The organism is Tractidigestivibacter sp. (assembly GCF_057241865.1).
The window spans coordinates 1-14029 of record NZ_DBHHPX010000034.1; the positions used below are offsets into that span (position 1 = coordinate 1).

Consider the following 14029-nt stretch of genomic DNA (forward strand, 5'->3'; position numbering starts at 1 on the left):
AGAACATGGGTGCCCAGCTGGTGAAGGAGGTCGCCACCAAGACCAACGACACCGTCGGTGACGGCACCACCACCGCTACGCTGCTCGCGCAGGTCATCGTCAACGAGGGCCTGCGTAACGTTGCCGCCGGTGCCAACCCCATTGCCATCCGTCGCGGCGTCGACAAGGCCGTTGACGCGGTTGTTGCCGAGATGAAGGACTCCGCGATGGAGATCTCCACCAAGCAGCAGATCGCTTCCGTGGGCACCATCTCCGCTGGCGACCCCGAGATCGGCGAGAAGATTTCTGACGCCATGGAGGTCGTGGGCAAGGACGGCGTGATTACCGTCGACGAGTCCCAGACCTTCGGCATCGACATCGACACCGTCGAGGGCATGCAGTTTGACAAGGGCTACATCTCCCCGTACTTTGCCACCAACAACGACAACATGACGGCGGAGCTGGACAACCCCTACATCCTGATGACCGATCAGAAGATCTCCAACATCCAGGATGTCCTGCCCATCCTCGAGGCTGTCTCCAAGCAGGGCGCACCGCTGCTCATCATCGCCGAGGACGTGGACGGTGAGGCCTTGGCCACGCTGATTCTCAACAAGCTCCGTGGCACGCTGAACGTCGCTGCCGTGAAGGCCCCCGGCTACGGCGACCGTCGCAAGCGCATGCTCGAAGACATCGCCATCCTCACCGGTGGCCAGGTTGCCATGAAGGAGCTTGGCGTCCAGCTCGCCGACGTTACTGCCGAGATGCTCGGTCGTGCCAAGTCCGTCAAGATCACCAAGGACAACACCACCATCGTCGGTGGCGCCGGCTCCAAGGACGCCATCGAGGAGCGCGTTGCCCAGATTAAGAACGAGATTGAGAACACCACCTCCGACTTCGACAAGGAGAAGCTCCAGGAGCGTCTGGCCAAGCTCTCCGGTGGCGTCGCAGTCATCAAGGTTGGTGCCGCTACCGAGGTCGAGCTCAAGGAGATCAAGCACCGCATCGAGGACGCCCTGCAGGCCACCCGCGCGGCTGTCGAGGAGGGCATCGTCGCTGGCGGTGGCGTGGCGTTCCTGGCCGCGGCCCCCGCACTCGACTCCGTCAAGACCTCTGATGCCGATGAGAAGATCGGTGTCGACATCATCCGCAAGGCCCTCGAGGCTCCCGTGAGGACCATCGCGAGCAACGCTGGCTTCGAGGGTTCCGTTGTGGTCGAGAAGATCAAGGGCCTGTCCAAGGGTCAGGGTCTCGACTCTGCAACCGGCAACTATGGCGACATGATCGAGATGGGCGTTCTCGACCCTGTCAAGGTTACCCGCACCACGCTTCAGAACGCCGCCTCCGTGGCGTCGCTCATCCTCATCACTGAGGCCACAGTCTCCGATGAGCCCAAGGACACCACCATCGAGGAGGCCATCTCTAAGGCTGCCGCTGCTGGCGGCCAGGGCGGCGGCATGTACTAAGGGCTAGGGTAGCCTCGCGTACCGCTCCTTGGTCATACAATTTGACCGAGTGAACTTTCGGGCCCCAGGTGCCATGTGCACCTGGGGCTCCGCTTATTCTCGGCTCCGCAGAAAGGCTGTGAGGGCCCAATGACGGCTCGGCGCGGCGTGGTTTTGGAGGGCTGATGACGGTCATCGAGGTGCCCTTGGTCTACTTTTTCGGTTGGTGGCAGTTTTTCAGGCAACTCAGAAGTAGATACATTGGCTAACTTTGCAAAGCCGCAGCTAGAGAATTGTTACTATGGTTGTGATACAAGAGGTAATCGCAAAAAACTGCCACCAACCGTCAATATGAGACTCTGAATAGTTGCAAAAGGCTATCTAGAGGTTTCCGGCGAAGGGACAGGCTTCCTTCCGCGTGGCGCACGCCTTCTCCGCTGTATACTTAAAATGCTGTGTGCTCACTAGCGCACCAGCGCAAACGTAACAAGCCGACAGGAGAGTCAATGGCCCAGAAGCGCGACATCCTCGATGATCTCATCGATATCCAAGATAGCTGGCAGGCAGTTCAGAACCCGTTTGCGGGCATTGCGGACTCGCTTGCCCAGGACCCTGGCCAGCGCAAAGTCTTCGATCCGGCGGACTACAAGGAAAAGCCCTGGTGCAACTCAAGCCGTTGCCTGCGTTGTGCTGCAGATCGCGATGACGTCTGCTCCACCTGCCTGGACGTATGCCCCACGAACTCGATTGACATCCACAACAAGTCCGTGACCATCGCGGACAACTGCCGCAAGTGCGGTCTTTGCCAGGCGGCCTGCCCCACCGAGGTCTTCAATACGCGCCGTCACATGGCAAAGCAGCTCTATGACAACATTGCCCATGCGGCCTCGGCATACGAGCAGTGCTATGTCACGTGTACGCGTGCCCTCAAGCGCCTGCCCAGGCCCAACGAGATACTCCTCCCATGTGTAGGCATGATTTCTCGTGACCTGTGGTTCTCCATTCTCGTGGACTACACCAACGTGTCCGTCTACCTGCCGCTGGGCATCTGTGACCGCTGCCGAACCACGACGGGGGAGGCGTTTTACACCGAGGCCATCGGCACGGCGGAGGAGTGGGCAAAGTCGGCCGTGGGCCTCGAGGTCGACAAGGACAACCTCACGCACGAGTTCACGCGCGAGTATCGTCGCAGCCAGTTTGTGAGCTCGGCCATCCACGCCACAGAGGGCCTCGTGACGCGTTCTAACCCGGCCCTTGCTGGCGCCCAAGCGGTGGCCAAGAAGATTACCGACCATGCTACCCGCCTGAACGAGCTGCAGCGTCAGCTCGAGAACGCCGTTGGCGCCAAGACCAACCAGAACCGCCAGCGCATTCTCACCCAGAACCGCAAGCTCATGATGGGCGGCCTTCAGCACGATCCGAAACTGGCGGCAGGCATCATGCTGGACGTGCCCGTGGTTGACCCCGACCTCTGCACGTCCTGCGGTGATTGCGCCAAGGCTTGCGTCACCCATGCCATCGATCTCGATGACAGCGGCCACGTCCACACCATGGCTGCGTACTGCGTGAACTGCGTCGCGTGCGTGAGGGCCTGCCCCGAGGGTGCACTCTCCATGCGGGCCCAGGATGCCCGCGACCTGATGATTCCCGACAAGAACGCTGAGGAGCTTGCCCGTCAGAAGACAAAGGCCAAGCAGGAGGCCCAGCGCCTTATGGAGCAGGGCAAAAAGCAGCTCGCCAAGGCAGCCGACACCCTCGAGAAGTTTGATGACAGCGAGAGGAAGTAAGAGGCCATAGGCAAAAAGCCGCAGGTCAAGAAGGAGAAGCATCGTGTCACTTTCCATTGGCATCGTGGGACTTCCCAACGTGGGCAAATCGACCCTGTTCACTGCACTTACCCGCAAGGGCGGGCTGGCGGCAAACTATCCCTTTGCCACCATCGATCCCAATGTGGGCGTGGTCGACGTTCCCGACGAGCGCTTGCAGGAGCTTGCCAAGATCGTGAACCCTGCACGTATCGTACCGGCCTCCGTCGAGTTCGTTGACATCGCGGGCCTCGTGAAGGGTGCAAACGAAGGCGAGGGCCTGGGCAACCAGTTCCTGGCGAACATCCGCAACTGCGATGCCATTTGCGAGGTCGTGCGCTTCTTCAAAGATCCCAACGTCATGCGCGAGACGGGTAGGACTGGTGCATTTGTCGACCCCGTGGCAGACGCTGACACCATCCAGACCGAGCTTGTCCTCGCGGACTTGGGTTCACTTGACCGCTCAATTCCCAAGCTGGAGAAGGAGGCCAAGCGCGACAAGGAAGTGGCCCCGCGTCTCGAGGTGGCCAAGCGCCTGCGGGCGTGGCTCAACGAGGGGCATCGCGCGGCGGAGATGGACATGAGCGACGACGAACGCGCTGCCGCCCACGACCTCTTCCTGCTCACCATGAAGCCCGTCCTCTACGTTGCAAACTGCGACGAGGACCAGCTGGGTGAGAAACCCCAGATCAACGACCAAGACGCTATTCCCATCTGTGCCGAGGTCGAGGCCGAGCTGGCTGACCTTGACCCGGAAGAGGCGGCTGAGTACCTCGAGTCCATGGGGCTTGAGCATTCCGGTCTCGAGGTGCTTGCGCGTGCGGCTTACCACCTGCTGGGCCTCCAGAGCTTCTTCACTGCCGGGCCCAAGGAGGTTCGTGCCTGGACGGTGCGCATCGGTGCCAAGGCTCCCGAGGCGGCAGGCGTCATCCACTCTGACTTCGAGAAGGGCTTCATCAAGGCCGAAACGATCAGCTACAGGGACTACGTCACGCTGGGTGGTGAGTCCGGTGCACGCGACGCTGGCCGTCTGCGCATGGAGGGCAAGGACTACGTAGTTCAGGACGGGGACGTGATGGTCTTCCGCTTCAACGTGTAGCGCTGCGGTGGCGCGACTGCCTTCACGAGGGACCCCGGGACATTCGTCTCGGGGGTCCCTTGTTTGTGTGTATGCACTGCTCTACCGTTTGCCGAGTCGTCCAGAGCAGGGGGGCGTTGCAAGCGCTGGATTCAGGTATTTTTAATGCATTAACCAGTGGCATCGGAGGCTGCTATGACGTATTGCAGGCTTGTGCTGAAGGTGCTGCTTCGAGAGCCTGTCCTCTGGGCAGCGACAGCATCATTTGCACTGCTCCTGTCGCTCAGCGCCTTAGTTCCATATCCCTTGTATGGACCTGGGCTCCTGCGGCAGGTACTGAGGATGAACCACGAAAGCCTGTCAACAAATCTGGCGAGCGGCGCGTTTGATGGAGCTCCCAACAGGTTGATCGACGATATTAACCAGCAGCTTGCTTATATGGAGGACGCCCTCAGCGCCGATACAAGCTCTGGCTTCTACGCCACGCTTGCAGAGTTGTATCGCGCGAACGAGGAAGAAGTGTCATCCGGGACGCTCGTGGGGTCAAGCGCACTAGAAGCCGAGGTGAATGTCAGATACGCCGAAGCCATGAGCGAGGCAGGGGAGACCCCCGAATACGACTCCTCGACTCAATTGCCGGCTCTTCTCTTGGCATCCGTGGCCCCGAGCACGCTGCCCCAGTTCGTATTGGTCATCCTGCCTCTGTTAATTGGCCTGTCGGTGTCTATGGTCACCGACTGGCGAAAGCTTCTTGGTAGCAGCACGGTCTCGAGAAGCATTGCCGTGCTCTCAAGGTGCATTGTCGGAGTCATTGTTTGTCTCGTGACCTTCGCGCTCTCCTGTCTACCGTTCCTCGCAATATCAACTTTGAAGAACGGACTTGGAAGCCCAACATATCCCATTGTGTTTCTAAGAGGGGGGGAGATCATACAGACGACTGCAGGTCAGGTCGCCTTGTGGACGGCGGTGCTCGTGTTCCTCTCCTGGCTGTTTCTCTCATCTGTGTGCATCTGTGTGTCATGTGTTGCGAGAAGTTCAATTGCTGGATTTTGCTGTGCCCTCGTGCTCGCACTTGTCCCGAGCGCTCCCTCTTACTACCTGTCTGACTCACTCCTGGGCTTTCCCTTGGCGTATATGCCGCTCTCATATTTCTGTCCATGGGTAGTTGCCGGAAGCGTGGGCTTGTTCCCATACGTGGACCTTACGCCTTCGATTTCTCTGGATCCATGGGTTGGATGTAGGGTTCTTGTTGTGTGGGGTGCTGGGGTAATCGCGTTTTCAGCCTTGCTTGCCCTGGTTAGGCAGAGCGTGGCTGCGAGGCAGACTCGGCCCTCTTTGGGAAATGGGATTTCTCTTCAGGAAGCGACAGTCTCCTACGGAGATGAAGTCCTACTGTCGGATGTCTCATTCCGAATGGGGAAAGCGGAGGTGGTAGAGCTCATTGCCCCCAACGGAGCGGGGAAGACAACCCTGCTAGAAATTCTTGCTGGGCGAGAACGTCGCCTCAAAGCAGGTGTCGTGAGTATTGAGGGGGTCTCCCCAAAAGATGAGCAGGCATACGCATCCCAGATGTTCTATGCACCTAGTGACAAGAGGCTGATGTATCCCCATATGAGCGCAAGGTTTCATATTGAGGCAGTTCAAGCGCTCTATAACCATAAAGTTGGCACAGAGAGAATCGCGGAGTCTGTTGGCGCATCCGATTTTCTCGATAAGCCCGTGAGGGCCTTGTCGCAGGGAATGGTCCGCCAGCTTTCTTTGTGCATGGCTGCTGCATCTGGTACGCCATTCGTGCTGCTAGATGAACCGCTCAATGCGCTTGACCCAAACAAGTCAGAGCTTGCCGAGAGTTGCGTCAGGGGTATGGCAGAGACAGGCTCCGGTATCGTCATTTCGTCTCATCAACCGGAGGAGATGGACCGCATCTGTGATAGGTTCCTCTTCCTTGAAAACGAGAACCTTACAAGTGTAGAGGTAGATGGCAAAGAGACGTGCAGGGACTTGTACCACAAGTTCTTTGGCAGCTTCGCGTAGGGGGAGCGATGTAATGGTTTCTTTTGCAACGGTCAGTTGAATTTCTGAATGCAACACTGCAATCCGAGATGCAACAGGTGCAGCCAGTCCTGCAGAAATGGCCTCGGATGCGTTGCGATTGCCTCTGCAATCGCCTTCCAGGCGTCCGGGGGGATGCTCCGCATGGGCATCGGGAGCGCGAAGGCCCATGCTTGCGCCAGGCCCCGCCCTGGAGTTGCAGGACTTGCCGCAACGCCCCGGGGGCCCTGATGCGGGCCTTGTCGTGCCTGCCGGAAGATGCCTGCGGATCCACGCCCGATACGGTCCTTCCCTACGGCCGCCCTCCCGGGCCTACCTCACGTATGCATGCCTGACGAGCGACGGCCTCAGGACGACCTCGTCCGGCGGCAGCCGCACGACCCCCAGCCTTGCCAGCGCGGCTGCGGGAACAAGCTCCCCGAGCTCGCCGAAGGGGCAGATGTCCCGCATACCCGCCAGGGGATAGGAGTTGACGTGGCTGCAGGCGAGCGCCACGTCCCCGTCCGTGAGCGCGTCCATGTCCACGTGCCGCTTCGGCAGGATCCGCCTCAGCTGCTCGTGGTTGCGCTCGCACTCCGACTCCTGGTTCGACTCCCGGGGATCGCACCAGAAGACGCGGCAGCGCCTCCTCCCGGGCTCCAGCACGCTGCGCTCGAGCCCCTCGAAGCCGTCGAACTCGACGCCCCTGTCGAGGAGCAGGATGCCGAACGCGGCCTCGAATGCCGCGCGCGAGCCCATCGCGACCTCCACGCGGCCGACGGCCGCGACCGTGGCCGCGGGGTCCGCATGCCTCTTCCTGAGATAGAGCTGGAAATGCCTCGCCACGAGATGCATGCTCAGTATGTCGTGCGCGTCCTGCCGCATGCCCTCGACGGAGTCGCACTGCACGGCGCGGGCCTTGTCGGCAAGAGGGAGCGACAGGAAGTCCGCATATTCCCTCCCGGACCGGTCAATGCGGGGCCTCCCCTTCGGCCTGGCGCGCCTCCTCGGCCTCATCCTGACCTTGCTCGGAAGCTCGATGTCCGCCGTCCCGAGGATGCCCCGCTCCTGCCAGCTGTAGAGGGTCCTCGGGCATATGCCCAGCTCTTCTCCGTGGGCGATGCATATCGCCTCGAAGCTCTGCCCCTGGCGCACGAGGGGCACGACGATCGCCTTTATGCGCTCGAGCCCCTCCCCGTCGGCGTCGATGCCGCTCCTGCTGGAGCGGAGCCGCTCCTCGTAGGCCGCCTGCGCCTCCTCCGCGCGGTACCTGCATGTCGGGAAGCCGCAGCATGCCCTTTTGGAGCACGACGGAGGGCACACATAGGGCCACGCCTCCGTCTTCGGGCACATCTTCCGCTCGCATCCCGGGCAGCGGTCTATGCAGCTCCTCGTCCTGCAGTCCCTGCACAGCACGAGCAGCCCCGTGCAGGCGGGGCATGCGGTCCCGGACCTCGTGCACTCCTTCCTGTGCACGCAGCGCACCGAGAGGTTCGCCCCCCGGCGGCCTCCCCTCTCGGCCACGGTCCTGTTCGCCCCGACCTCCCTCGTCACGGTCGACGGGCTCACGCCCGCCTCCCTCGCGATCCTCCTCGCGGAAGCCCCTCTCGCGATGCCCTCCTCGATGGCTATCCTGCTATCCTTGCCCATGTGCTTTCTTCCGCATCTCTCTCGCATTGCCGGCTCCTTTCCCGCAGGATCCGGTGGCACAGCGCAGATGATACCGGGAGAGAGGGCCGGCGGGGGCATCGTCCCCGCCGGCCGTTGCCATGTCCTGCCTCAGTTTGGCTGCAGGACAGAACGCAACGGTTGTTGCTATTTGAAATTCAACTCACCTTTCTTTTGCAACCTAAAGGGGGGGGAAGAGAGATGAAGATAACCCTGTTCAAATGTCAGTATAACGTCTGGTAGAGAGCAGAGTTAACCCCTACGCGAGCCTTACGGTGCCCCCAGAGCTCTGTTCGGGGCACCGTTTCTTCCTCAGCAACGAGTTCTGGCGCACAAGATTGCGCCATTCAATGCGATTACGGAAAGGGGTGAACTGCGAGAAAGATGGTGTCGCGAACCTCGTTGTGCGGCCCGCGGCACCGCACCTACTTCCCCTTGTAGTCAGTTCCCAGCACAACCACTACGTCGTAGTTGTCAGAGTACGTACCGGGGTTCTCCATTGGCGTGACAGAAAGTCCCAGCGTATTGGCCACACCAAGGGCCTCTTCGTATGCGGTAGAACTCTTCGAGCTGCTGTACACAATCGTCGTGGTCGTGTGGGTGCTCGAGTCGGCATTGCCCGCAATCGAGGAGAATCCAGCGTTGGCCAGGACATCCGAAGCGTTCGAGGCGATGCCCCGGGTGGCCGTGCCGTTGAGTACCAGCACACTGCCAGTGTATACGGGCTCAGAGCTCGTGGTGGATGATGACGAGTCAGGGCTATCCGCCCCCGAACCCACGGAGCCCGCAACGCCGGCAGTGAAGTCCTGCGAGGAGTCCGAGTACGGAGCCTCGCCCGCATTGACGCGCTGCATCATCGTCTTCCATGCGTCCGCATCGACGACCTCGTACCAAAGGTTGTTGATGTACTGCGAGGTCGTAGGTACAGAGCCGGAATAGATGTCATTGTCGGTGTCGAGGTCCTTGAACTGGTTGGCAAGGGACAGAATGTCTGTGGCGGAGAGGTCCGTGGTGACACTGCTTGCCAGCTCGTTGATAAGGTTGGGCCACTGGGTCGGGTCGCTCTCGAGCACCTTGCGGATAATGGCCGCGATGACCATGCGCTGGTTGGCGGAGCGGTAGTAGTCGCCACCACCGTAGGCGTCGTAAGCATGACGGCTGCGGCAGAGGCCAAGGGCCTCCTCGCCATTAAGGGTCTGGGTGCCGGCAGGCAGGTCTATGCCCGCATATTCCATGTCAGAGGCAGCGACGGGAAGGGTGACCTCTATGCCGCCAAGGGTGTCCACGACAGAAGTGAACTCCTCGAAGTTAAGCTCTGCATAGTGGGAGATGTTCACGCCCGCAAACTCGGAGACCACCTGGACCATGTAGGACGCACCGCCAAACGAGTATGCGGCGTTGATCTTTTGCGTCCCGTGTTCGCCCATGTCGACCATGGTGTCGCGGGGTATCGAGATGAGCGTGATCTTCTTGTTGGGAGGGTCAACGCGTGCAAGGATGATCGAGTCGGTGCGGTAGTTAGACTGGTCAGAGCCCCACTCCTCTGTACGCTCGTCATCCTGGTCAACGCCAAGGAGCAGCATATAGAAGGGGTCGTCGGTCTTTGTCGGCGCGACAAGCTGGCTGATGAGGCTCGAGTCGATGCCTGCGGATAGCTTGCTGTTGATGTTGCTGATGTACCAGGCAAGCGCCGTGCCCGCCACGGCTAAGACGGCAATCAAGGAGATGGCGACTGCCTTGAGCACTCGGTGGCCCTTCTTTGCCTGCTTGCGCTTGGAGACATAGTAGCCAACGCCATCCGCGCGGGACGCGGCGTGGTCCATCTCGTCCGAACCGCCTCCGCGCATGTGGCTCGCGTGGGTGCCGTTCGAGTTGTGGCTGGCACGGGAGCGGGAGCTTGCTTCGGCATGACGGCCCTGCACTAGCGGCGTGCTGTGGAGCTGGCGCGCGTTGGAGTGGGAGGAGCTGTGGTCGCTGTCCGTGCCGTAGCGCTCTGAGGAGAGACGGTCCTGCTCCTCGGATGACATGCTCCGGTGGTGCCTTCTTCTCTCGGCCAAGGGCCCCCCTAACCGTGTCTTGGCGGACATCGTGCGTTTCTGGCATGATACTAGTGCCGTTTGGGACATCACTACAACTGGGACATCATACGTGACGTGCGTGAACGCTCCATGAAGGGCGAGGAATAACGTCGAAGGACATGCAGCGTCCTCATTCCTTGGGGGACTTTTGGGGTGGTAAACGGTAGTATCCTCTAGAACGAATATGAATCTTGTCCGGCTGCAGCCGGAGATGGGAGACGCGCATGTCCGAGGCAAGGCCCAAGCAGTTTGTGGCGGTCTTCGACTTTGGTGCCCAGTATGGGCAGCTCATTGCTCGCAGGGTTCGTGACCTGCACGTCTACTCGGAGATTGTGCCCTGCGACATCTCTGCGGACGAACTTGCGGCAATGAAGCCCTCCGCCATCATCCTCTCTGGCGGCCCTGCCTCGGTTTACGCCGAGGATGCGCCTGACATGGACGCGCGTGTCTTTGAGCTGGGCATTCCCATTCTGGGCTTCTGCTACGGCGAGCAGATCATGGCCGTCAAGCTCGGAGGCGAGGTTGCTCACACCGACAAGGGCGAGTACGGTCCGGCAGCGCTGGTGCGCCTCGGCTCCTCGGCCCTTCTCGACGGCACACCTGAGGGCAGGCAAACGGTGTGGATGAGCCACCGCGATTCCGTAAGTCGTGCTCCCGAGGATTTCATGGTTACCGGGCGCACTGACACCTGTCCCGTTGCCGTCATGGAGTGCCCGCGCCGCCGTCTCTTTGCCACGCAGTTCCACCCTGAGGTACGCCACACCGAGCACGGTACGCGCATGCTCGAGAACTTCCTCTTTGGCGCGTGTTACCTCGAGAAGAACTGGACTATGGAGGGCATCATCGACCAGAAGGTCGAGGAGATTCGCGAGCAGGTGGGTTCGCGCAAGGTCATTCTCGCCCTCTCTGGTGGTGTGGACTCGTCCGTGGTGGCCGCGCTTGTGTACCGTGCTATTGGTAATCAGCTTACCTGCGTTTTTGTCAATCATGGGATGTTGCGCAAGGGCGAGCCCGAGATGGTCGAGGAGGTTTTCCGCGAGCAGTTCCACATGCCGCTTGTGCACGTGCATGCCGAGGAGCGCTACGCCAAGATGCTTGCTGGCGTGACCGACCCCGAGAGGAAGCGCCGTCTCATTGGCACCGAGTTCTGGAAGGTCTTCTTTGATGAGGCCCAGAAGATTGGTGATGTGGAGATGCTCGCGCAGGGCACCATCTACCCGGACATCATTGAGTCTGGTGCGCGTAAGACCGGCGGCAAGGCAGCCACGATTAAGAGCCATCACAACCTGATACCGTTCCCCGATGGTGTGCACTTTGACCTTATCGAGCCGCTTGATCACTTCTTTAAGGATGAGGTCCGTGAGCTGGGCATCGCGCTCGGCCTGCCCGCAAAGATGGTATGGCGCCAGCCATTCCCTGGCCCCGGCCTTGCCATCCGCATCATTGGCGAGGTGACGCCCGAAAAGCTCGCCATTCTCAAGGATGCCGACGCAATCGTGCGAGAGGAGCTGGATGCGTACAACCAGCGACTCTTTGAGGAGACTGGCAACTGCAACTCTGAGCACGCCTGCTGGCAGTATTTTGCCGTGCTGCCGGATATTAGGAGCGTTGGCGTGATGGGAGACGAGCGCACGTATGCCAGGCCAGTGATTGTGCGCGCAGTTGAGTCCAGCGATGCCATGACTGCGGACTGGGCGAAGCTGCCCTACGACGTGATTGGCCGCATCTCGAGCCGCATTGTGGACGAGGTCGACGGCGTGAACCGTGTGGTGTACGACGTTACGCCTAAGCCACCGGCGACTATTGAGTGGGAATAACCAGCGGGGCGAAACGGCTTGCAACACAAGGTCTCAAAAAATCGCGTTTCAGCAGGTAAGAGTGGTTGTTTTGAGAGGGCGAACACAACAAGAGACAACGTTTGTAAGCGACTGAATTGGGACCATTTGTAGCAGGGCAGGTCAGAGGAAGTCGTTGGAAAATCTCACGAGGTGAGAAATGAGCGCCATGGCCCAAAGAGGCTGTGGCGCTCTTGCATTGAACAATCAAGGCCACCGTAAAGTTTCCAACAGCGCGGCGCGGCTGCGGCTTGGAGGCAGGAGCCTCCGCCGCGCCGCGCCATTAAAAACTCCCGCGAGGTCTGGGTTCACGCACCTGGGGCAGGGCCGAGGGGTTTCCAACACCGCGCACAGGACGCGCGGCATTGAAAACCCGTGCACCGCCCACGCACCTGCGAAGGGCAGGCAGCGGGGCGCTGCGCGCCCCGCTGCCGTCATCCGTATCGACGAGAAAACCAAAGCAGAAGGATAAGCGGACACAGGAGGGCGCACAGCAGCACTGCGAGCGCGTCCGCCAGGGCCCATGAGAGCTCGTCGGCCAGCCGCGCCACGATGCCAGCGTCCTCAGGAAGATTCTGGATCATGACAGGCTCCATACTTACTTCAGCATCTCGTTCACGCGCCTCTGCACCGCCGCGTAGTTGGAGCCGAGGCGGCGCTTGCGCTCGGCCCCGTTTCCGTAGTCGCCCCGGATGACCGCGCGGGCAAGCGCGTCGATGTCCACCGTCTTGGTAGCGGAAGCCTTGGCCGAACCCTTTCGCGAGGTGTAGTCCAGGCAGATCCATCCGGCGCCCGACTTGAGACGCCCCCCAGTTGTCCGAGGTCTCAACGATCGTGTAGGTCCCACGGTCGCGGATGCAGCCGACGACGGCGTAGGCCGTCCCCGGTCCCTTGCGGATGTTGAGCGCGTCGCATTTGACCTTCACGAGGAAGGGCCCAGTCTTGCTACTCTCCGTAGCATTGTCGTGGGAATTGTTACGCTCCGTAGTTTTCCAGCGCCTTGGCTGCCTCCCTCGGTGCCGTCCAGCCGCGCGTTGACCTCGGAAGCCAGCTTGCCCATGCGGGAGTGCAGCCACGCGCCCGGGCAGGCGGTTGAGGCGAACATGCGGTGCTCGGTCAGGCTCCCGTTGCGGTCGCCCGTGTAGTTGAGCCTGAACCCGTACCGCTTGCAGATGTCCACGCACAGCGCTACGAGAGAATCCCAGGTCTTCTGGCTCATCTCGCCCGTGCTGTTGTCCAGGTTCTCGCACTCGATGGTGATGGCCCGGTTGTCGTTCCAAGCAGACGAGCTAGTCCACGCGCGGTCGGCCTCGTCAACTGACATGGCCACGTCCCCGTCGATGCCGATGCAGTAGTTCGAGGAGGCCTGGCGGTTCGTGCTAGCGAAGTAGTCCGCGCACTGCTTCCCCGACCACCGCGCGGCCATGTAGTGCGGCGTGATCTTGCACACCTTGCAGCCAGCACGCCCGGAGCCGTGGTTCCTCGTGATGTGCGTGTAGGTGCAGAGGCTACTCCTCGTCATCGGGCCCCCTCCCGTCTGCGTCCAAGCCGTCCGTGCGCTCAAGTTCGTCACTCATCAGAACCGCCCTCCTCGATCTCGCCAGTCGAGGCTACATGCTTGCCAATCTCGGCCATCACGGGCGACAGCACCGCCATCACAAGGGCAACGACCAAGGCACGCCACTCCGGGGCCAGCGCCAAGGTGCCCACCAGCAGGTCCAGGTTCGCCACCAGGACGCCCAGCACTCCCTGGACGACCGTGCGTGCCAGACGCCACCACCACTCGTTGCCAGTCAAGAAGTCCGTCATTTCACGCCCGCCTTTCTCTCGAGGTCATCGACGTCGTTGCGGAGGATCGCGGTGTCCCGCTCCAGCAGGTAGGTGCGCTCGATCAGACAGTTGTGTTTGTCCACGCGCCGCGTGAGCTCGTCGATCTTCTGCTCCATCACCGCGCGGCTGCGGGAGTTCGACGCCACCACGCCCGCGAGCGTGACGGCCCCACCAATCAAAGCCACCAGAATCGACTCCATACGGAAAGACCCCCCTCGACGACGTCCCTTTGCGGGGCACATCGTCTCAGGGGGTCACAAACTAGCCGGGCTGTCGCAAC

At 61.0% G+C, this 14029-nt stretch carries 12 protein-coding genes; 5 read left to right on the forward strand and 7 right to left on the reverse strand.

What is annotated here, in order from left to right; all coding sequences use genetic code 11:
• The 4 genes from groL to ACO59D_RS10220 form a co-directional block, all read left to right on the forward strand.
• Positions 1–1445 (forward strand): chaperonin GroEL (groL, locus tag ACO59D_RS10205; protein ID WP_485126884.1); only part of this gene is annotated, 1445 nt, incomplete at its 5' end.
• Between the two features lie 485 nt (positions 1446–1930).
• A complete protein-coding gene (locus tag ACO59D_RS10210) occupies positions 1931–3211 on the forward strand; it encodes a 4Fe-4S dicluster domain-containing protein (RefSeq protein WP_485126885.1) in 1281 nt (426 codons plus the stop codon).
• Positions 3212–3254: 43 nt separating this feature from the next.
• Complete coding sequence (gene ychF, locus ACO59D_RS10215; RefSeq protein WP_485126886.1) at positions 3255–4328, forward strand: redox-regulated ATPase YchF; 1074 nt, start codon at positions 3255–3257, stop codon at positions 4326–4328.
• 192 nt (positions 4329–4520) lie between these two features.
• The gene (locus tag ACO59D_RS10220; RefSeq protein ID WP_485126887.1) at positions 4521–6341 is read left to right on the forward strand and encodes an ATP-binding cassette domain-containing protein; all 1821 of its coding nucleotides are present in this window, start codon (positions 4521–4523) and stop codon (positions 6339–6341) included.
• A 330-nt stretch (positions 6342–6671) separates the two neighbouring features.
• On the opposite strand, the gene ACO59D_RS10225 is transcribed toward ACO59D_RS10220, so the two are convergent.
• Positions 6672–7988 (reverse strand): helix-turn-helix domain-containing protein, encoded by a 1317-nt coding sequence (locus ACO59D_RS10225; protein ID WP_485126888.1) that lies wholly within the window; start codon positions 7986–7988, stop codon positions 6672–6674.
• A gap of 443 nt (positions 7989–8431) precedes the next feature.
• Positions 8432–10063, reverse strand: coding sequence for an LCP family protein (locus ACO59D_RS10230; RefSeq protein WP_485126889.1), 1632 nt, complete (start codon positions 10061–10063; stop codon positions 8432–8434).
• A 245-nt stretch (positions 10064–10308) separates the two neighbouring features.
• On the opposite strand from ACO59D_RS10230, the gene guaA reads away from it, so the two are divergent.
• On the forward strand, positions 10309–11901 hold the full coding sequence (gene guaA / locus ACO59D_RS10235) for a glutamine-hydrolyzing GMP synthase (RefSeq protein ID WP_485126890.1): 1593 nt from the start codon (positions 10309–10311) through the stop codon (positions 11899–11901).
• A 452-nt stretch (positions 11902–12353) separates the two neighbouring features.
• Here guaA and ACO59D_RS10240 read toward each other — a convergent pair whose 3' ends face one another.
• The 5 genes from ACO59D_RS10240 to ACO59D_RS10260 all read right to left on the reverse strand — a co-directional run bounded on the left by ACO59D_RS10240 (position 12354) and on the right by ACO59D_RS10260 (position 13949).
• Positions 12354–12503, reverse strand: a complete 150-nt coding sequence (locus tag ACO59D_RS10240; RefSeq protein WP_485126891.1) for a hypothetical protein — start codon at positions 12501–12503, stop codon at positions 12354–12356.
• A gap of 14 nt (positions 12504–12517) precedes the next feature.
• Positions 12518–12748 carry a hypothetical protein gene (locus ACO59D_RS10245; RefSeq protein WP_485126892.1) on the reverse strand — a complete coding sequence of 77 codons (231 nt, stop codon included), beginning with the start codon at positions 12746–12748 and terminating at the stop codon, positions 12518–12520.
• Between the two features lie 93 nt (positions 12749–12841).
• Positions 12842–13441 (reverse strand): peptidoglycan recognition protein family protein, encoded by a 600-nt coding sequence (locus ACO59D_RS10250; protein ID WP_485126893.1) that lies wholly within the window; start codon positions 13439–13441, stop codon positions 12842–12844.
• Positions 13442–13488: 47 nt separating this feature from the next.
• Positions 13489–13728 (reverse strand): hypothetical protein, encoded by a 240-nt coding sequence (locus ACO59D_RS10255; protein ID WP_485126894.1) that lies wholly within the window; start codon positions 13726–13728, stop codon positions 13489–13491.
• Positions 13725–13949, reverse strand: coding sequence for a hypothetical protein (locus ACO59D_RS10260; RefSeq protein WP_485126895.1), 225 nt, complete (start codon positions 13947–13949; stop codon positions 13725–13727). The genes ACO59D_RS10255 and ACO59D_RS10260 overlap by 4 nt, the downstream gene beginning before the upstream one ends.
• Positions 13950–14029 lie beyond the last annotated feature (80 nt).

Bases quoted from the DNA above. Each gene is read 5' to 3' on its own strand.
- ACO59D_RS10210 (WP_485126885.1), top strand. From the start codon at position 1,931: ATGGCCCAGAAGCGCGACATCCTCGATGATCTCATCGATATCCAAGAT.
- ACO59D_RS10225 (WP_485126888.1), bottom strand. From the start codon at position 7,988: ATGGGCAAGGATAGCAGGATAGCCATCGAGGAGGGCATCGCGAGAGGG.
- ACO59D_RS10255 (WP_485126894.1), bottom strand. From the start codon at position 13,728: ATGACGGACTTCTTGACTGGCAACGAGTGGTGGTGGCGTCTGGCACGC.
- ACO59D_RS10260 (WP_485126895.1), bottom strand. From the start codon at position 13,949: ATGGAGTCGATTCTGGTGGCTTTGATTGGTGGGGCCGTCACGCTCGCG.
- ACO59D_RS10250 (WP_485126893.1), bottom strand. From the start codon at position 13,441: ATGACGAGGAGTAGCCTCTGCACCTACACGCACATCACGAGGAACCAC.
- guaA (WP_485126890.1), top strand. From the start codon at position 10,309: ATGTCCGAGGCAAGGCCCAAGCAGTTTGTGGCGGTCTTCGACTTTGGT.
- ACO59D_RS10240 (WP_485126891.1), bottom strand. From the start codon at position 12,503: ATGATCCAGAATCTTCCTGAGGACGCTGGCATCGTGGCGCGGCTGGCC.